Genomic DNA, 18,696 nt, shown 5'->3' on the forward strand with positions numbered 1-18,696 from the left:
CGTTAGTAAACTGTTTTAGTGTTAAAAATATTTTTAAGGGAGCCTAGAGATGAGATCGAAAAAATATATCATGTCGTTGGTAACGACATACTTGTGCTATTTTACACATGGGATGCAAGCACTTATTCTTAGTCAAAATATGCCTTACTTTTATGAAAAATGGGGCTATACAGATGCAACAGCCGGAGCAGCAGCAGTTTCTCTAGCGATTACGGCAACCGGTTTTGGTAAATTCGTTTCTGTTTGGATCGGCGGGGAAGTTTCGGATAAGATCGGCCGGAAGAAAATGGCGATCGGCGGATCGATCCTCTACATCATTTGTTTTGCCGGATTATTACTTAGCCCGAGCATGATGATCGCTTCGGTCTGTGCCTTTATGGCCGGTGTGGCAACATCTGGTTTCTGGGATGCGTCACTATATCCAGCGGTTCAAGAAGCAGCACCAAAATATGCTGGTTCAGCTTTATTGGGAATTAAATTGTTCGTTTCATTAGCAGGGATCGTTTATCCGTTGATGGTGGTTAATTTCACTGAAATGGGTTCTCCTCAATTGAATGTCATTATTCCGTTAGTTTTGTCTGTTGGTTGTTTAGTTTTAGCGGCATTTTCTCCATTCGCCTACGACGATATGATGAAGGGCAGTAATGATCAAGAGGCTTCAGATGGGAATCATTCAGATGCCATCAAACAGGAAATCGAAGCAGCTAAAGCAAAAATGTTAGTGAAACCAAATGTGTTAGTTAACTTCATCACCATGTTCTATGCCTTCTTATGTATGTTTATTATGTATGGCGCTCAACAATATACCAAAGCTTTCGGATTAAGCAATGCCGGTCTTACTGAGCTGCAAGCAGCTGGATTAACGTCGATCTATACCTTTGGCGGAATCATCGCGGTAGTTTTCTGGGCAATTCTGATGGGTAAATTACGTTGGAACCCATTGAAGGTTTTAGTGATTGATTCAGTCTTTACTGCATTGGCATTAGCGAGTGTATTGGTCATTCGTCATCCAGCAGTCATTTATGCAAGTATCGCGGCTCTAGGCTTTTTCGCGTCAGGCGGTGCTTTGCAAACAGGATTGGGCTTGCGTCAGTTATTCTGTCCAGGACCTAAAGGAAGAAATACAGGGATCTACTATACATTCATGGGCTTTGCCAGTACCTTCTTACCGTTCATCGTTTCGGCGATGACCAAATCAGTCGGTGAAAAACAAGCGATTTACATTATGATGGGCTTGCTTTTAGTCGCTGCCCTTACGGCAACAGTTATGATGGTGTATCTATTAGGTCAACATAAAAAAGTATTCGGCTATAGCGCTTTTGAAAAAATGCGAGATTAATTGCGAAAACAAAAAAGGAGGTAGGACTATCACTAGTCACCTCCTTATTCGCTTAGTGTACGAACACTGGATAGCTTTTAGCTAAACGGTTTAAGTAATCACTAGTCGATTTTATAATATTTCTACCTAATTTTTAGATGAGCTGCAAAAAGTTGAACGGAAATCCTTTTTGCTTATCATCCGTATTAATTTGTGTCCACTGTTGGACGCTAGGTAATTTAGGAGGTCCTCATGGATATTGTAATTGGACTATTACTGATCTGTTCCTTTGCGGGGATGGTCATCTATTGTATCAAAGGTCATAACTTGATGATCGGCTTTTTCATCATGGCGACGATTTGGACATTTTTGCCGATCATTGGCAATTTGCTGTCGCCGAATGCGGCATTTGATGGATTGACGATCCATGATATGCTGCGTCAAGTGTATCAAACAGCACCGGAAAAATATGGTGCATCGGTCATGAATATTTTCTTGGGAGCCTTCTTTGGGCGAATCCTGTTAGACACTGGGATTGCGGCTACGATCATTCGAAAAAGTGTCGAGCTGGGGGGAGATAATCCCGCGGTGATTTTAGCGATCGTGAATTTGATCAGCGGCTTTATCTTTACCTCAATGACCGGCGGCGGATCGGTAATCGCTATTGCAGTCATTGTTTTACCGATTCTATTTTCGATCGGTATTCCGAAAGTCGTTGGTTTTTTCTCCTTTACTGGATCAGTTGCGGCGGGAATTTTCTTAAATCCGATCAACTTCGGACAATACTCAGCCTTCTTTTTAAATTCAAATGGCGGACAGGAGTATACGTATAACGATTACTTCCCGTTTGGGATTTTGGCGTTCGCAGTAATGATCACAGTAGTTTCACTCGCATCAATGATTTATTTAAAAATGGAAAATCTCACGTATTCTTGGGCAGCGGTCAAACAGAGTGAAGTGGTGGATGCACCAGGAATCTCATTAATCACACCATTTTTACCGGTGGTAGGAGTAATCGTGTTTAAGCTGCCTGTGATACTGTGTTTTATTTTAGCAAGCTTATATGGGCTAGGTGTTTGCGGCGGCTTAACGGGTAACTTCCGTGAAGTCTGCCGAACGATCTCCCGCATCTTTACCGAAGGAGTAAAAGACATGTCGGCGCTGATCGCCTTTTGGATTACTTTGGCGATGTTCAATGACGCGGCAGTTTACGCGGCTCCTTATTTTCAAGAAATTATCGGCGGCTGGATTCCATCTTCTCCGTTGATTTTATGTATCGCTTTTGGGATCTTGGCACCATTAACGTGGTTCAAAGGACCGCTTTCGTTGATTGGTTCAGGTGCGGCACTGCTGGCAGTGGTCAGTCAGACGACGAATTTTCCGACAACCTTCTTATATCCTTTGTTTGCTTCCGTTCTGATCGGCATGGCTCATTTTGACATTACGATCTCTTGGAATGCTTGGGGATTGGGCTTCAATCGGATCAATGCAGTCGATTATATGAAGGTGGCGCTGATTCCGGGAACAACAGTGGCATTGATTCTGGAAATCGCGAACTTTTTCCTCAACAATCCGCTATAGAACTTAAGAAAGGCAGGTCTCAACATGAAACGACGTGTTCGGATCGGGATCGATGTCGGCGGTACCCATACAAAAGCGGTAGCGATCGACAACGATACCCAAGAAATTATCGGTAAATCATCGGTAAAAACAACCCATGACAGCGAACAAGGTGTGGCTGAAGGTGTGGTCAATTCCTTCTTAAAATGTTTGGCGGAGTTTGATATTGCACCCGAGGAAGTCGTCTTTGTCGCTCATAGTACAACACAGGCGACGAATGCCTTATTGGAAGGTGATGTTGCCAAAATAGGGATCATCAGCACAGCCAAGGCAGGAATTGAGGGCTGGCTGGCTCGCCCTCAAACCAATTTGAAAGATATCGATCTGGGAACGGGACGCAGTATCCATGTAGTCTCTCGTTTCATTTCTCAGAAAAATTTGACAGAAGAAGAAATCGAAAAGGTTATCGATGAACTATTAGCAGAAGAAATTGACGTACTGGTAGCCTCGGCTGCCTTTGGTGTCGATAATTTATGCTTAGAAGAAAAGATTGCGGCAGTTGGTCGCAAAAAGAATATCCCAGTAACATTAGCATCAGAAATGACGAAGCTTTACGGCTTGTCTCGGAGAACGCGGACAGCGACGATCAATGCCTCGATTCTGCCGAAAATGCTGGAGACAGCGAATTCCACGGAAGAGAGTGTTCGTTCTTCCGGTGTGGATGTACCTCTGATGATCATGCGAGGCGACGGCGGTTTGATGGATGTTGTTGAAATGAAGAAACGCCCTGTTTTGACGATGCTGTCAGGGCCGGCTGCGAGTGTGATGGGTGCCTTGATGTATTTACGTACTTCGAATGGGATCTATTTCGAGGTCGGCGGCACTTCGACCAATCTCGGTGTGATCAAAAATGGTCGGCCGGTCATTGATTATTCGGAAATCTCAGGACATAAGACATACGTTAATTCACTGGATGTACGAGTATTAGGAGTGGCCGGCGGCAGTATGATCCGCGTGAGCAAAAGCGGAGTGAAGGATGTCGGTCCCCGCAGTGCTCACATCGCAGGGCTTGAATACGCTGTTTATACTCCTGAAGAAGAAATCGTGGAGCCGCAGCTGGAGCTGTTCTCACCAAAAGAAGGCGATCCGGCTGATTATGTCGCGATCAAATTAGCTAGCGGCAAACGAATCACAATCACCAATTCATGTGCGGCCAATGTTTTAGGATATGTCACTGAGGAAGATTTTTCTTATGGAAATGTCGCTTCGGCGAGAAAAGCGATGGCACCTTTAGCAGAGTATTTGAATACGTCCGTTGAAGAAGTGGCACGCCAGATTCTAGCCAAAGCAGTCGAAAAAATCATCCCAGTGATTCGTTCGTTGGCGAAAAAGTATCAATTAGAAAAGAATCAAATGACGCTAGTCGGTGTCGGCGGCGGTGTGGCCTCGTTGATCAAATTTGCGGCTGAGCAGATGGAATTAAATTATAAGATCCCCGATAATGCGGAAGTTATTTCTTCCATCGGTGTCGCCTTGGCCGCAGTTCAAGACGTAGTTGAGCGTATCGTGCCAAGCCCAACGAAACAAGATATTCAGGCGATCAAGCAGGAAGTAACGGATATGGCGATCGAAAGCGGTGCGACCGAAGACAGTGTCGAGGTCCACATCGAAATTGATCCTCAGACACAAAAAATTACGGCCCGGGCTTCAGGCTCTACGGCTGCGCAAGCAACCGAGCTTCAAAGTGCTGCTACAGAAGCCGAAGCACGAGAAATCGCGATCCAAGATTTTCGTTTGCCGGCTGAACAGGTCAAGCTGTTGGATTCAACGGAGCAGTTCAATATTTACGGCTCCAGTACGAAAAAAGGCAATGCGATCCGTGTAATTGATAAGAAAGGCTTTATCCGCGTTCAGCGGGAGCATGCCGAAGTAGTCAAGACCACGATCCAAAGCTACTTTGAAGTCGTCAATCAGTTGTGGGAAAGTATGGCAAATTATCAAAGTGATTTGATTATCAGACCAGATTACTATTTCTGTGTTGGTCCGCGGCTATTGGACTTTTCCAGTACGGACTTCTCTCAATTAACGATGCTGATGGAGATTGAGATGAGCGAAATTATAGGAACGGATGAGATCATCATCATTGCAGCAAATCGATATATTTAAATCAGTCTAAAAATGAAAAGGAGTGCTGGCGATGGATTTTAACGCTTTATTAGATCAGAGCGATGAGAAATATGCTGAGTATTTACTATCGCAGGATCATTTGTTTAAGAAAATTCCCGACGACCAGCGCTCAGAGTTGATTTATCAAGCGATTGAATGCGGAAGGAATGCCGCAAGAAATTTTTTAGCGGCAGATTTGTGGGAATATTGTCAGCAAGAAGCGATTGAGATCGATTATTTTACGGAAGAGCTGAAAGCGGAAAATTTTCGTTTTGTCTTGGCAGAATTTCAATTGCCGAATCGGATTCGGATCAATCAAAGTTTATTAGACGAAGCGGACGAATTTTTGAAAGAGCAGGAGTTTTTAAAGGATCAACGAGTAGATGAAATCTTATTAGCTCATGAGCTGTATCATTACTTAGAAAATCAGCAGAATTTGTTTACGATTCAAAAGCAGCTGACCTATCAAATAGGACCTTTTAAAAAGCAAGCACGCTTGCATTCTTTAAGTGAGATTGCTGCGACAAGCTTTGTCCAAGAGCTGTTGGATCTTAGTTTTTCGCCAATTCTTTTGAATGTTGTTTTGCTTTTTCCTGTGGCTCCTGATTATAGTCAAGAGCTGGCAAAACAACTATTAGTGATTGATTGAACAGGGCTATAGATTGATTGAAAAAAAGAATTAGTATCCACTGAACGGATTCAGTATATTTAAAGAAAGAAAACCTTTAAGGAGCGGAAATAATGGAAAATACATGGTTAGATTTAGCAGATGACGTGGTAGTAATCACGGGAGCTTTAGGTGGAATGGGACGCAAAATCGCAAATGACTTCGCAGAGCAAAAAGCCAACTTAGCTTTAGTCGATTTAAATGAAGAAGCGACTGAAAGCTATGCCAAAGAATTAGCGAATAAGTATGGAATTAAGGCAAAAGGCTATGCGTGTAATTCAACGGTTGAAGAACAAGTAGATGCTTTAGCGAAAACAGTGAAGGAAGACTTTGGTCGCATCGACGTATTGGTGCAAACAGCAGCGATCCTAACTTTCAGCCCATTAGAAGATTTAGCATTAGATGAATGGAAACGGACAATTGATGTAAACTTGACTGGTTATTTCTTAGTTTCACAACGTATCGGTCGAGTGATGATCGAGCAACAATCAGGCCGAATGGTTCACATTTCTACGATCGCTTCAATCGCACCGGAAACTTATTCAGGTGCTTACAGCCCAAGTAAAGCCGGCGTGAATATGTTGTCTAAAATGATTGCTGGCGAATGGGGACAATATGGCGTACGCAGCAACTGCGTATTACCATGTTTTGTTAAAACACCATTATCAACAAAATTCTATGAAGACGCAGAAGTTGAAGAAGGTCGTAGAAGAATGACTGCCAACCGTCGTATCGGTGAAGTGCAGGATATTGCTAACGCGGTATTATATCTTGCAAGCAAACGTTCAGACTACACGAACGGTCACGAATTACGGGTAGAAGGCGGCTTCGGCAATATGATCGGCGATCTAGTACCAAAACCAGGCGGACGCCGTCAATACGCAATCGATTCAAAGAAACCAAAAGCATAGTAACTAACTAGAACCCTGACATTTTTTCTGTCAGGGTTTTTTGTTTTGTACAAAATGTCATTCAATCATAACGAGAAACCTAAGCAAACATGACAAGTTGCTAAAACCCCCTTTTAGAACTGTTAAATTATGAGTGTAGCAAATAGCTAAAACAAACAAAGGAGCGTGTAAACCATGCAAGAATACGTAAGCAAAGAAGCATTTATCACAGAAATAGAAAAAAGAGCAAATTTGTTCATCAAAGAATACGAGGATATCAGTGAAGAAGATAAGGATGTACGTTTAGCTGAAGGAGAACGGACGCCGTTTGAAAATCTTGCGTATCAGCTGGGCTGGTTGGCACTGATCCAACATTGGGAGAATGCTGAAGGAAATGGCGAAACAGTGGAAATGCCTGCTCCGGGGATCAAGTGGAATCAGTTAGGCCCCTTGCATGAAAAATTCTATGCGGATTATCAAGGAAAGAGCCTAGCTGAAATGATCACCTTATTCAAGAATGCTGTCGCTGAGAATAGTCAGTGGCTTGCTAGTTTAGATGATGATGTGCTGTTCAAGCCTGGCGGTCGAAAATGGGCTCAATCGACTTCTTCCAATTGGCCTGTCTGGAAATGGGTCCACATCAACACCGTCGCACCATTCAAATCATTTCGGACCAAGGTTCGCAAATGGAAAAAACAGCGAGCTGAACTGGATTAAAAATGAATCAGAAAAAGGGGTAAACAACATGAATGAACTCATAACAATCTCAAACCTAGCTAAACAGTACAATCATCAAGAAGTCTTAAAAGCAATTTCATTTTCAATCCATGAGGGGGAGCTATTTTCAATCCTAGGACCAAATGGTGCCGGAAAATCAACCTTGATTTCTTTAATTCTAGGATTAGCCAAACCAGATGCTGGCGAAATTTTACTTGAGGGAAAAAAACTTGAAACGCAATCGATCGAGCATAAGTCAGTGATCTCTGTGGTTTTTCAAAACAGTATTTTAGATCCAGCTCTAACAGTCAAAGAAAATTTATTTATTCGCGCTTACTTTTATGTCAATAACTGGAAAGAAGCCAAGCGATTAGCGAAAGAAAAATTAGCCGATGTTCAAGGGAGTCATTTGCTGAATAAGCGCTACGGTGTCCTTTCCGGCGGTGAAAAGCGCAAGGTTGATATCGCTCGTGCCTTGCTGAATACACCAAAACTGCTGTTTCTGGATGAGCCAACAACTGGTTTGGACATCGGATCGCGAGCAGACATGTGGCGATTGATCCACCAATTAAAAGAAAAATATCGGATGACGATCGTACTGACCACACACTATATGGAAGAAGCCAAGGATTCTGATAATGTTTTGATGCTGGATGCGGGAAGAGTCATGGCCTATGATGCACCAGAGGCATTGAAAAAAAGTTATCACTGCCTAACACTCGAAGATGTCTTTTTAACAATCATGGAAAAAGGGAGAGAAAATTATGAATGCTTTAGTCTATAGAGGGTTATCACTATTTTTCAAAAACAGGCAGGCGGTAATTGGTTCCTTTATTGGTGCTGCGATTATGATCATTCTGTATGTTTTCTTACTAGGGGAAAGTTTAGTCGGCTCATTATCTGTCCTAACTCATCCTAAATTGGTCGTTGATGCTTGGATGCTTGCGGGGGTTATCGGGATTGCCTCAGCTAGCTCCACACTTGGTTCGGTTAGTTTGATGATTCGAGACAAAGAAAGCAATGTCTATACTGACTTCATGATTTCACCTATTTCAAAAAGTAAAATCATGCTGGGCTATTTCTTTAGTACCTTTTTGATTTCATTGTTGATTACTTTGGTTGTGATCGTTATCGCTGAAATCTATCTCGTGGTACTTTCAAAAGGAGAGTTCTTAACTTTACCGCAATTTGGTTTATTATTTGTCGTAAGTCTTTTGACCGTCTTTTGTTCATCGGCCTTCATGTTTTTCATAGCTAGCTTTTTTAGACGGATCGATACTTTTTCTACTGTGACCGCTGTGATTGGCCCGCTGATCGGTTTCTTAACTGGCTGCTATGTTCCGATAGGGAGTCTGCCAGAGGGTGTTCAAAAAGTGGTAGAGTATTTCCCCTTAACTAGCGGGATTGTCTTGATTCGGCGCATTTTGACAGAGAATGTTTTTTCCTCAGCCGATAAATCTGCGGCGACTATGGTCAAAGAAGAGTTAGGGATCGTAATGAGCGGACAAACTGGCATTGCCTTGCCAATCGCGATTCTAGTGATCTCAAGCTGTCTATTCTTAGTCGTTGCCTTATGGAATGTTAAGCGAGTGGAAGTTAAACGATAGGCTCTTGCTTATAAAATAAATGATGAAAACTGCCTAAAAGACCAGCAAAACAGTCTTTTAGGCAGTTTGTTTTTTCTGTATTTAGAAAAGGACTTTGTTTACCAAATACTTACACGTTTTTCAGGTGCCAAGTACATGGCATCTGTTGTTTGGATATCAAACGTTTGGTAGAAGTCTTCCAGATTTTTAACTTGGACATTGGCCCGTAATTTGTTGGGTGCATGCACATCGATTGACAAGAGCAGCTGCGTGTATTCTTGTCGTGCTTTCATCCGCCAAATCGTCGCCCAGTTGATAAAGAAGCCTTCAAGGTCGACATCACTGTCTTTCTTCGCTGCCTCTAATGCACAGCTCAGACCGCCTGCGTCGGCGATATTTTCTGAGACTGTCAGTTTTCCGTTTACTTTTCCGCCGGCAATCTCCAAACCGTCGAATTCAGCGATCATTTGATCGGCTAATTCTTGGAAGTGTTTTTGATCTTCTGTTGTCCACCAGTTGTTCAAATTTCCATACTCGTCAAAGAGTGAGCCGTTGTTGTCAAAAGCGTGAGAAATTTCGTGAGCGATCACGGCACCAATTCCGCCAAAGTTTTCACTGCTGGATTGCTCCAAGCTATAAAACGGTGCTTGCAGGATCGCTGCTGGGAAAACGATGATATTGCGGAATGGATGGTAATAGGCATTCACTGTGTCTGCGCTCATTTCCCATTCATCACGTTGGACTGGCTTGTTCCATTTGGCGTACTCATCTTTGCGCTTCAATTTACTAAAATGCAGAGCATTGCTTAAAAGTGTGCCGCCTTTTTCTGCGGGAGTTACTTTGAATTGTGTATAGATTGGCGGAATTTTTTCTGGATAACCAACGTGGATGCCCAAGGTACTTAGTTTCACGATGGCTTTTTCACGAGTAGCCTCACTGAGCCATGTGTTGCTGCTCAAACGGTCTTGATAAATACCGACCATTCTACGCACCATTTGTTCGACATCTTTTTTCGCTTGCTCGCCAAAATATTTTTTCCCGTAATAGTCGCCAACGATTTGATCGAAACGCCCAGAGGCTAAGTAGAAGGCCGCCTTTTCTTGCGGACGTGCTTCGGGTGCTCCAGAAAGCGCACGGCTGTATGCGCCGCCGACTTGACGGAACTCCTCACTGAGATAAGCAGTCAATGCGTTGATCGTCATCACCAGCATCCAGCTTTTCATTTGCTGGAAGGTGTCAGGATTCACTAATTCATCCAACTGCTTGAAAAAATCAGGTTCGGTCACGATGATCTTCTCGGGAACCTCACCGATTAAACCAACCAATAATTTCTTCAAGTCTAAATGCTGACTGCGTTGAATAAATTCTTCACCGCTTTCGGGATTATACATTTTACTGTAGTCTGCATTTTCTTCCGCGCTTTTTACATGAGGAGCTAACAATTTATCATATTGGAGTGCTTCATCCGTGATTTTTTCTGCTGCAGCCGCTTCGTAGCCTGCGAGTGTGAATAACTTCATCGTCATCTCTTTAAAAATCGCTAAAAGCTGCGGTGCTTGCGGATGGTCAGGCTCGTAATAGGTTTTATCCGGTAAGATCAGACTAGGCGCGCCAGCAAACAACGCATTGATTTTAGTATTTTTCATGTCAGCGTCCACGTCGACACCGAAAGGCAAAGGCAGCCCATCAAGTACCCAGCTGGTTATTTGCTGATCGAGATCAGCAAGATCTTTTAATTCTTCTACTTGTTTTAATAAAGGAAGCATCGGTTCCGCGCCATCTTGATCGCGTTTTTGATAATTATTGGCTAATTGGAAATAAGCGAGGTATTCCTTCATTAAGTCATTTGGAATGAGTGAGGGATCGTCGCTCATTTTTTTCGTATCAGCCATCAATAAGTCGTCAATGTCATCTACCAGATCTTGAAAGCCACCTGTCGCTGGTTTATCTGCAGGGATCGTGGCTTTTCTGATCCACTCGCCATTGACTGCTTCGTATAAATCTTCTTTGATTTTTGTTTTGTCCATAAAACTACCACTCCTTTGTATTTATTGTTTCATCTATACTATAATAAAACAATTAACGTGTGACTCATAGGAAAGCAGCTTTTTTCTTTTGGGATTTTTTCGTATTTGCACACTTGGTATTCCACTGAACATATTAAAGTGTCGAGTGGAACGGATATATGTTATACCTTAAGTACAAATACAAAAAGATTTGGTGGTGAAAAAAATGGATTATCCAATCGATCAATGGAATGAACTAAAAAGCTTTGAAACATACCGCGAGTGGAAAACACCGCGAGGATTTTTATGCGGGACATATGCCAGCAGTGTGTTGTTGGCTTATTGGCAGGATCATTTAGATGATCGCTGTGTTCCAAAAGGTTTAAGAGAAAAGGGCAGTAGTCAAAATGAAGAATTGATCCATGCGCTGCAGCCTGTATTACAGCCAATTGATTTTCCGACAGTGCCCTTGCAGATTTCTTTGGGGTTAAATCATTTTTTCCGACGCTATCGCATTCCTTTTCGAGCAAGAAGTACCGCGGCAGGATCTTGGCAGCGAGTGACTAAACGCATCATGGCTGGCGAACCTGTCATGATCGGTCTTTTACAAATGTTCGGCAGCACCTATAAAAATCATTGGGTCGTTGTGCACGGGTTTATGGAAACTGCAGACGGACAAAAATTTTATAAAATTCATGATAATTGGGGCAAGAGTGACGCAATAATACCCGCGCAATGGGGAAACGGGACGATTTCGTTAGTTTCTCAAAGAAAATAATTTATGCACCATGACTGACATCACGCATTCGTTTTATCGATAATCAGCAAAACCCGAACGAAGACCATTTGTCTTTCTAAACGAAAAGTAAAATCTACATCAAATAACTAAAAATATGTTAAACTGATGGTACAAAAATACTTGGAGGGACACCATGTCAGAAGAAAGTAATGAAAAGTTTAAAATTTTTAGCCTAAATGGAAACAGACCATTGGCTGAAAAAATCGCCGATGTCTGTGGCGTGCCGTTAGGAAAAAGCACTGTCAAACAATTCAGTGATGGAGAAATCTCTATTAACTTGGAGGAGACAGTCAGAGGATTTGATGTTTATCTGATCCAATCGACCAATGAGCCGGTAAATGATTATTATTTGGAACTATTGATCATGATCGATGCATTGAAACGTGCGAGTGCGAAGACAGTCAATGTCGTATTGCCATATTATGGTTATGCCAGACAAGATCGTACAGCTAAACCGCATGAGCCGATCACAGCAAAATTAATTGCGAATTTACTTTCAGATGCAGGTGCAACAAGAGTTCTGACACTCGATTTACACACCGTGCAAGTCCAAGGTTTCTTTGATATTCCTGTTGACAATTTATTCACGATGCCGTTGTTTGCGCATTATTATCGTCGCCGCGGAATGGTGGGGGATGATTATGTCGTGGTTTCTCCGAAAAATAGCGGAGTCCAACGAGCTCGCAGTCTAGCAGAATATTTGGATACAGCGATCGCAATCGTTGATGTTACTGAAGAAGGCAATCCGGATACCGGTTATGTAATCGGTGATGTTGAAGGACGCTGCTGTATCATGGTGGACGATATTTTGAACACGGGAGAAGTCTTCTCCAACGCTTCTAAAACATTGAAAAAAGCCGGTGCCAAAGAAGTTGTCGCTTGTGCTTCACATGGACTATTATCACCTCCAGCGAAAAAGAATTTGGATGCTGCTGACATCAAAGACATTTGTATTACCGATTCTGTTTTGACTGATCCAGAACGTCATCCAGAAAAATTATCGATTGTCAGTTGTTCAGAATTGATGGGAGAAGCAGTTAAACGAATCCATCAAGATGAATCTGTCAGTCCTCTATTTACAATGGAACGGAAAGATTTCGAATAAGAAACAATCGTTAGTATTAGAAATAGTAATGTCTGGCTTCACGAACTGACTTTATCGGCAATAATAGACAATCTATGTCTAATTGCTTAAAAGTTGAGCAGGTTCGCGGAGCCTTTCTTATAGAAAGGTTCGAAGATTTGTGGAAAATATTTATTTAGATCATGCAGCGACAAGCCCCATGCATCCAGAAGTAATCGCGACGATGACAGAAGTTATGGCGGAAACTTTTGGCAATCCATCAAGCGTTCATTCTTTTGGTCGGCAAGCTGCCGGGATATTAGAAATAGCGCGCGAAACAATTGGTAAGAGTCTAGGGGTCAAATACCATGAGATCATCTTCAATAGCGGTGGTACTGAAGGAGACAACACAGCGATTTTAGAGACTGCCTTTGGTCGTCAAAATGAAGGTCGCCATTTGATTACGACACAGATCGAACATCCCGCCGTGATCAATACAATGAAGTATTTAGAGACACAAGGCTTTGAAGTTACGTATTTGCCGGTGGATCGCAAAGGAAATATTTCTTTGGCTGATTTTGATGCCAACTTACGGCCGGATACGATTCTGGTTTCGATCATGTACGGAAACAACGAGATTGGCAATTTGATGCCCATCAAGGAAATTGGTGAACGCTTGGAAGATCATCCTGCCTATTTCCATACGGATGCCGTTCAAGCCTACGGCAATCAATTGATTCGCCCACATGAGTTAGGTGTTGATTTTCTAAGTATTTCAGCACATAAGATTAACGGTCCAAAAGGTGTCGGATTCCTATATAAAAATGACCGAGCAAAGCTTGCCCCATTGCTTCGCGGGGGGGAACAAGAAGAAAAACGCCGCGCAGGAACGGAAAATCTAGCCGGTATTTGCGCAATGGCAAAAGCTGTTGAATTATTAACGGAGGGCGAACGGGAAAAGCGCCGCGAGCTCTATGACCAGTTCACCAATAAAGTTTTAACGACGTTAAATCAAGCGGGCATTGATTATCATGTGAACGGTGATCTTGAAAACAAGCTGCCCCATGTGTTGAATCTTCGTTTTACCGGAATAAACAATGATCTATTATTAATGAAGCTGGACTTGCGAGGGATCGCAGTTTCTACGGGATCAGCCTGTACAGCAGGGACAATCGATCCGTCTCATGTATTAGAAGCTATGTACGGCAAAAATGCGCAGGAAGTAAAAGAATCACTGCGGGTAAGTTTTGGCTATGGTAATACCATGGAACAGGTGGAATATTTTGCTGAACAGCTGGTCGCTAGTTTACAAGAACTGACAAAGTAGATTGAAATGGCTGATACTTATCTTTATAATTAAGAATGAAAGAAAAAATGATGAGGTGAGTAAATGGCATTTACAAAGAAAGCGACAATCAAAGGGTCAAAATATCAATACGAATTAGCGCCGACAGCTAAAAAGTATACGCTGCGGGATAATGGTTTTACTGAAACTAGTTCAGGTAATTTCCAATTGATCCGTCCGTTACAAGCGACGCCCCAAAGCAAAGAAGGCTTCAAACTAAAAATCACGGTATCAAAAGATATCAGCACGATGAAAATGTCGGTAACGACTGCCAACGGATTAAAAGCAGTCGATATCTTTAAAGACTCAAAACAAGAATTGGTTCAAGAAAAATTCTATTTCCTATTGGATGGAATGATTGATCGTGGACTGTTTGTAAAAGAAGAAGTGTAAGTGTAAAGCGGATTTTATCTAATCAGATAAGATCTGCTTTTTTTATTAATAGATGAATCTCAATATTTTACAGGTTCGCTTCAGTCAAAAATTTTTCTTCAACCTGTGTGATCGGAGATTGATTGATTTTACGATGTTATAAGCGGATAATAATAAAAAAAGGACTGAGGTCAATGAGCAAAAAAGTATTGTGGATCTGGTCGTTCAACAATCGTCAGCAAACTGTTATACTGCCGAATGGGATGAATGCGACAATGAGGCCGCTCAAGTTTCAAAGCGGGTTGAGAGGAGTGCTGGCACCTGAATGGGAGATCGAATTTTATCAGTGATGATCTGTCAGAAGAGCTGTCAAATGCAGATGTAATCGTTATTCCTAAGACAAATAAAGCTCTCTATGCAGAACGGGCGAAAAACGCGAAGGTCATATGGGTGTCGGGAAACGAGGTCGTGGAAAACGATTTTGAAGGAATTAAGAAAAAAATAACCGAGGCTTAAAGAGACAGGGAAAATAAGACATAGTGTAAGTTGTAAAAGATTCGCATGGGTTTTAAAGAGAATTTTTAGGGTGTTCAAAGGTTGGTGAAATTATCTTTTGGATGCTCTTTTTTTATGTGTAGAAATGAAATCAAGGTTATTTATCCATTAGATGTAATGGATGTTTTTCTATCTGAATAGTTAAACAAGGGGAATGTAATTATAATCCGCTTTCTTTTTTCTTTATTCACCTTTTTTTCTAAATCTTTTTAACGCTTAAAAGCTTAATTTCGAAAAGATTATGGTACACTAATACTAAGAAAATTGTTGGAAACGAAGGTGAGAAGTTGGTTCACAAGGTACATACGATCGAGCATCACAAAATTATTTCTGATTTCCGTCTCCTGTCAGGGCTGACCGTTTCTATTGAAGACTGTGCCAACCTGACAAAAGAGTTTCAAAAATATGGTGTAGAGGATTATTATATCAGCGACTATGAAGGAAATAGCTACTTGACTCGTTACGTTGATTATTTTATCGACGGAATTCCTTGTTGGAAATACAAGAAGAGCTACTTAATTCCGCTGATTTTCCGCGATATGCCCGACACGCAAAAAATGTTCCGCGACAGCTATCGTTGGGAAGCTTTTTTTATTCTTCTAGACTGGTATTTGGAATACAATCCTGAAAAAGTACTTGTTACCTGCAGTAAAAAAAAGAAAAAGATGGAAGTGATCGATACAGCATTTTTGATCTTCCGTTTGTGGGAAATTTGTGATGGCGCTGCCTTTCCGATCGCTAATCTCAAAAATCTTTCTGAATTTGAAAAATGGAACCAAATCTTTCATTTGATTGATACGGGTAAATCCTTTAAGCGCACTAAAGAATTCGATGTGACCAAAGTTGAAGACCTGACTCAACTGGAAGCAGTTATTACGATTATCAAACTAAAATATCAAGCACTTCTACAAAAACAAGGCTACCAAGTTTAAATTGGCGGCCTTGTTTATTTGTTTTCCTTTTGTTATTTATTCGCAAATCGCTAAAAATTTTGAAAGATTTTGGCTGATTTTTTCTTTTTTTACGTACATTAATAGTAAAGAGAACATAACATTGAAAAAGGAGCGAATAAGCATGGAAATCAAACAACTGACCAGACGACAACTTTTTACGATGAAGAACAGAAAGAACCTTGAAACAAAAGTACGCAAGTTTTGGGAAGCAACCAAAAATGCGGATCTAGTAGTGGAATATATCGTAGCGATTATTGTAAGGAATGCGCTAGTGGCAAGCGATTTTTCGCTGCCGTGTCAAGATGTTGTGCGGAACCTGCTTTTTCAAGCCGAACCAAGCGAGACACTAAGAAAATTCAGTCCATTTTTCAAGGACTATTTGGATGAGAGCGAATGGATCAGCGTCATCAAGCGGTTATTCAAAAATGAGAATGCGTATTATAAAGCGACTAAAAAGATGCGAGTACATGAAAGTAATTTAAAAAATAGAGGCAGTGCTGCGCTTGCTGGTAACTATGATAGCTACACTTTGGTTTCTATTTTTGAAGATGCCAATGGGAAAAAGCATACTTGGAAATTAAGAGATGCCGACCCCAGCAATACTCTTGAAGAAACCAAACGAATCCTCAACATTTTAACGACTTTGACGATTTTTGAAAAGGGTGACGTGCGTCGATTTGCCAAATTTGTCGATTGTGATTTCAAAGGAACGACGACGATTTACAGTACGAGACAACCAAAAGAGCAGGAGCAGTCTGTCCAAAATTCGGTGGCAGAGCCAACAAAAACGAAGGCGGATACAAGCATTGAGAAGGTTTTGGTGGACGGCATGGACCTTTCTGTATTGACAAAGGGAGAGCTTATCATATTGCTTAAAGGGATTTTTGAGGAAGCTGAAGCAGCTATGTTAGAGGAATCCTCTGATAAGGCAGAAGAAGGCTTTGAAAAATTGCCGGCAGATCTGCCTATTGGAAATAAGACGAATATAGAATCAAGGATTGTTCCAGAGGAAAAAGGGAATCAGCAACAAAAGCCGCTATCGACATTAGCAAAACTGAAAAACGATCTGATCCCATCTTTTGCAGCAGGAGCTATTCTTGAAGAAGGCACAGAAAAGCAGCCAAAAGTTGACACACTTGTTAAACCAAATGGTAAAAAGCTTTCCAAAAAAGACCGAAAACTTTTGGATAATTTTAATCAAAGGAAAAAGAAACCTCGCAAATAAAGGCTAAACTCATCGCAAGTTGAAGCCTTATTTGACTATCGCCAGCTAAAATATTTGTTTGTCGATGACTGTAATAGCGCATTTTTTTAGCAGAGATGGTAAAATAAAAGAAAGAATCAGAATTCGTTTGCAGGTGATCAGAATGAAATATTTTATATCAGATACACACTATTTTCACGAGAATCTTTTAGGTGACAATGATTTTGCGCCGCGGTTATTTGATTCTGTCGAAGAGATGAATCGACAAATGATCAATGCGTGGAACGCCGTCGTCAATGAGAAAGATACTGTTTATCATCTAGGCGATGTGGCGATGCATCCCCAATATGAAAAAGGCTTTACCGATATTTTAAAGCAGCTGGTACAATTAAAAGGTAAAATCGTTTTTATCAAGGGTAATCATGATTCTCGGACGTTTTTCAGGTATTTGGCAGCACATGATCCGAAGCTTCCCAACGGTGAGGACAAATTTGAATTTCATGATGTAGGTGCGATCGTCAAATTCAATCATCATCAATATTATCTGACACACTATCCGATGCTTTTAGGCAAAACATTGAATATTCGCAATTTGCATGGGCATATCCATAATTATAGTATGCCGATTGCTGAGGATATCAACGTTGGCGTGGATGCTCCTGAACGCGATTTTCTTAAAACACCACTACCATTTGGTACACCGATCTCTGAAAATTTGATTGATGAGATCGCTGTTTATAAGGAAGCTGAAATAAAGAAATTAAAATAAGTGAAGGCATTACTTAACTGATGCCTTTGCTTTTTTTTGTGCGGATTGCCCAAAAGTTTTATTTACTTGATTTCATTTCGTTCGACTATGTTCACAATAGAATGAGTATGGTAAATTAATTATAAGAACAACGAGACAAGATAAAAAAGGAGGCAAGCAAGTGAAAATGAAGGAAGTTGTGAAGACGATTCTTATGTATGTCGTAATGATCGTTGCGGTTATTGCGTTGCGACATTATGTATTTACGCCTGTCGAGGCGATCGGAGACTCGATGAAACCGACTTTAAACGATGGTGAGCGAATGTTTGGTCTGAAGCATACTGATATCGAACGATTCGATATCGTGACTTTTCCAGCGCCTGACGATCCGGGCAGAGATTATGTCAAACGTGTGATTGGTTTACCGGGAGATACAGTAGCTTATAAAAATGATCAGCTTTATATCAATGGAAAGAAATATGATGAACCTTATTTGGATGAGTACAAAGCTAATTTGACGGATGGTCAACCATTAACCAATGATTTTGATCTGCAGCATTTGTTTGGATACGAAAAAGTTCCAGCTGGACAGCTGTTTGTTTTAGGCGATAATCGGCGGATATCAAAAGACGGCCGCATTATCGGTATGATCAATCAAAAGGATATTTTAACCAATGTAAAATTTGTTTTCTGGCCGATCAACCGGATCGGTACCGTAGAATAATAAAAACGCCCTCTTCTGAAAAT

17 protein-coding genes are annotated in these 18,696 nt (G+C 41.4%); 16 read left to right on the top strand and 1 reads right to left on the bottom strand.

Annotated elements, in window-relative coordinates:
* Window positions 1-49 precede the first annotated feature (49 nt).
* The 8 genes from FFR60_RS17580 to FFR60_RS17615 all read left to right on the top strand — a co-directional run bounded on the left by FFR60_RS17580 (window position 50) and on the right by FFR60_RS17615 (window position 8,925).
* Complete coding sequence (locus FFR60_RS17580; protein ID WP_137665150.1) at window positions 50-1,339, top strand: MFS transporter; 1,290 nt, start codon at window positions 50-52, stop codon at window positions 1,337-1,339.
* A 231-nt stretch (window positions 1,340-1,570) separates the two neighbouring features.
* A complete protein-coding gene (locus FFR60_RS17585; RefSeq protein ID WP_137665151.1) occupies window positions 1,571-2,899 on the top strand; it encodes a citrate transporter in 1,329 nt (442 codons plus the stop codon).
* A 24-nt stretch (window positions 2,900-2,923) separates the two neighbouring features.
* On the top strand, window positions 2,924-5,044 hold the full coding sequence (locus tag FFR60_RS17590; protein ID WP_137665152.1) for a hydantoinase/oxoprolinase family protein: 2,121 nt from the start codon (window positions 2,924-2,926) through the stop codon (window positions 5,042-5,044).
* Window positions 5,045-5,075: 31 nt separating this feature from the next.
* On the top strand, window positions 5,076-5,693 hold the full coding sequence (locus FFR60_RS17595) for a hypothetical protein (RefSeq protein WP_137665153.1): 618 nt from the start codon (window positions 5,076-5,078) through the stop codon (window positions 5,691-5,693).
* A gap of 92 nt (window positions 5,694-5,785) precedes the next feature.
* On the top strand, window positions 5,786-6,622 hold the full coding sequence (locus FFR60_RS17600) for an SDR family NAD(P)-dependent oxidoreductase (protein WP_137665154.1): 837 nt from the start codon (window positions 5,786-5,788) through the stop codon (window positions 6,620-6,622).
* 174 nt (window positions 6,623-6,796) lie between these two features.
* Complete coding sequence (locus tag FFR60_RS17605) at window positions 6,797-7,318, top strand: ClbS/DfsB family four-helix bundle protein (protein WP_137665155.1); 522 nt, start codon at window positions 6,797-6,799, stop codon at window positions 7,316-7,318.
* 28 nt (window positions 7,319-7,346) lie between these two features.
* On the top strand, window positions 7,347-8,102 hold the full coding sequence (locus tag FFR60_RS17610; RefSeq protein ID WP_137665156.1) for an ABC transporter ATP-binding protein: 756 nt from the start codon (window positions 7,347-7,349) through the stop codon (window positions 8,100-8,102).
* Entirely contained in the window at window positions 8,083-8,925 is an 843-nt protein-coding gene (locus FFR60_RS17615) for an ABC transporter permease (RefSeq protein WP_137665157.1), read from the top strand. Before FFR60_RS17610 ends, FFR60_RS17615 begins: the two co-directional genes overlap by 20 nt.
* 98 nt (window positions 8,926-9,023) lie before the next feature.
* On the opposite strand, the gene FFR60_RS17620 is transcribed toward FFR60_RS17615, so the two are convergent.
* Entirely contained in the window at window positions 9,024-10,931 is a 1,908-nt protein-coding gene (locus tag FFR60_RS17620; protein ID WP_137665158.1) for a M13 family metallopeptidase, read from the bottom strand.
* A 205-nt stretch (window positions 10,932-11,136) separates the two neighbouring features.
* Here FFR60_RS17620 and FFR60_RS17625 point away from each other — a divergent pair, with 205 nt between their 5' ends.
* From FFR60_RS17625 to lepB, 8 genes are all read left to right on the top strand, one after another.
* Window positions 11,137-11,688 carry a hypothetical protein gene (locus FFR60_RS17625; protein WP_137665159.1) on the top strand — a complete coding sequence of 184 codons (552 nt, stop codon included), beginning with the start codon at window positions 11,137-11,139 and terminating at the stop codon, window positions 11,686-11,688.
* Window positions 11,689-11,842: 154 nt separating this feature from the next.
* The gene (locus FFR60_RS17630) at window positions 11,843-12,814 is read left to right on the top strand and encodes a ribose-phosphate diphosphokinase (protein ID WP_137665160.1); all 972 of its coding nucleotides are present in this window, start codon (window positions 11,843-11,845) and stop codon (window positions 12,812-12,814) included.
* Between the two features lie 139 nt (window positions 12,815-12,953).
* Window positions 12,954-14,099 carry a cysteine desulfurase family protein gene (locus FFR60_RS17635; protein ID WP_137665161.1) on the top strand — a complete coding sequence of 382 codons (1,146 nt, stop codon included), beginning with the start codon at window positions 12,954-12,956 and terminating at the stop codon, window positions 14,097-14,099.
* Between the two features lie 63 nt (window positions 14,100-14,162).
* Window positions 14,163-14,510 carry a DUF1831 domain-containing protein gene (locus tag FFR60_RS17640; protein WP_137665162.1) on the top strand — a complete coding sequence of 116 codons (348 nt, stop codon included), beginning with the start codon at window positions 14,163-14,165 and terminating at the stop codon, window positions 14,508-14,510.
* An 821-nt stretch (window positions 14,511-15,331) separates the two neighbouring features.
* Window positions 15,332-15,976: a hypothetical protein gene (locus FFR60_RS17645; protein WP_088931925.1), complete on the top strand. Its 645-nt coding sequence runs from the start codon at window positions 15,332-15,334 to the stop codon at window positions 15,974-15,976.
* Between the two features lie 142 nt (window positions 15,977-16,118).
* Window positions 16,119-17,222: a hypothetical protein gene (locus tag FFR60_RS17650; RefSeq protein ID WP_137665163.1), complete on the top strand. Its 1,104-nt coding sequence runs from the start codon at window positions 16,119-16,121 to the stop codon at window positions 17,220-17,222.
* Between the two features lie 142 nt (window positions 17,223-17,364).
* Entirely contained in the window at window positions 17,365-17,970 is a 606-nt protein-coding gene (locus FFR60_RS17655; protein ID WP_088931927.1) for a metallophosphoesterase, read from the top strand.
* Between the two features lie 160 nt (window positions 17,971-18,130).
* A complete protein-coding gene (lepB, locus tag FFR60_RS17660) occupies window positions 18,131-18,673 on the top strand; it encodes a signal peptidase I (RefSeq protein WP_137665164.1) in 543 nt (180 codons plus the stop codon).
* The last annotated feature ends 23 nt before the right edge of the window (window positions 18,674-18,696 follow it).

Source organism: Enterococcus hulanensis, from assembly GCF_005405485.1.
In the GTDB taxonomy this organism is placed as follows: domain Bacteria; phylum Bacillota; class Bacilli; order Lactobacillales; family Enterococcaceae; genus Enterococcus_A; species Enterococcus_A hulanensis.

Bases quoted from the DNA above. Each gene is read 5' to 3' on its own strand.
- FFR60_RS17580 (WP_137665150.1), top strand. From the start codon at position 50: ATGAGATCGAAAAAATATATCATGTCGTTGGTAACGACATACTTGTGC.
- FFR60_RS17585 (WP_137665151.1), top strand. From the start codon at position 1,571: ATGGATATTGTAATTGGACTATTACTGATCTGTTCCTTTGCGGGGATG.
- FFR60_RS17590 (WP_137665152.1), top strand. From the start codon at position 2,924: ATGAAACGACGTGTTCGGATCGGGATCGATGTCGGCGGTACCCATACA.
- FFR60_RS17595 (WP_137665153.1), top strand. From the start codon at position 5,076: ATGGATTTTAACGCTTTATTAGATCAGAGCGATGAGAAATATGCTGAG.
- FFR60_RS17600 (WP_137665154.1), top strand. From the start codon at position 5,786: ATGGAAAATACATGGTTAGATTTAGCAGATGACGTGGTAGTAATCACG.
- FFR60_RS17605 (WP_137665155.1), top strand. From the start codon at position 6,797: ATGCAAGAATACGTAAGCAAAGAAGCATTTATCACAGAAATAGAAAAA.
- FFR60_RS17610 (WP_137665156.1), top strand. From the start codon at position 7,347: ATGAATGAACTCATAACAATCTCAAACCTAGCTAAACAGTACAATCAT.
- FFR60_RS17615 (WP_137665157.1), top strand. From the start codon at position 8,083: ATGAATGCTTTAGTCTATAGAGGGTTATCACTATTTTTCAAAAACAGG.
- FFR60_RS17620 (WP_137665158.1), bottom strand. From the start codon at position 10,931: ATGGACAAAACAAAAATCAAAGAAGATTTATACGAAGCAGTCAATGGC.
- FFR60_RS17625 (WP_137665159.1), top strand. From the start codon at position 11,137: ATGGATTATCCAATCGATCAATGGAATGAACTAAAAAGCTTTGAAACA.
- FFR60_RS17630 (WP_137665160.1), top strand. From the start codon at position 11,843: ATGTCAGAAGAAAGTAATGAAAAGTTTAAAATTTTTAGCCTAAATGGA.
- FFR60_RS17640 (WP_137665162.1), top strand. From the start codon at position 14,163: ATGGCATTTACAAAGAAAGCGACAATCAAAGGGTCAAAATATCAATAC.
- FFR60_RS17650 (WP_137665163.1), top strand. From the start codon at position 16,119: ATGGAAATCAAACAACTGACCAGACGACAACTTTTTACGATGAAGAAC.
- FFR60_RS17655 (WP_088931927.1), top strand. From the start codon at position 17,365: ATGAAATATTTTATATCAGATACACACTATTTTCACGAGAATCTTTTA.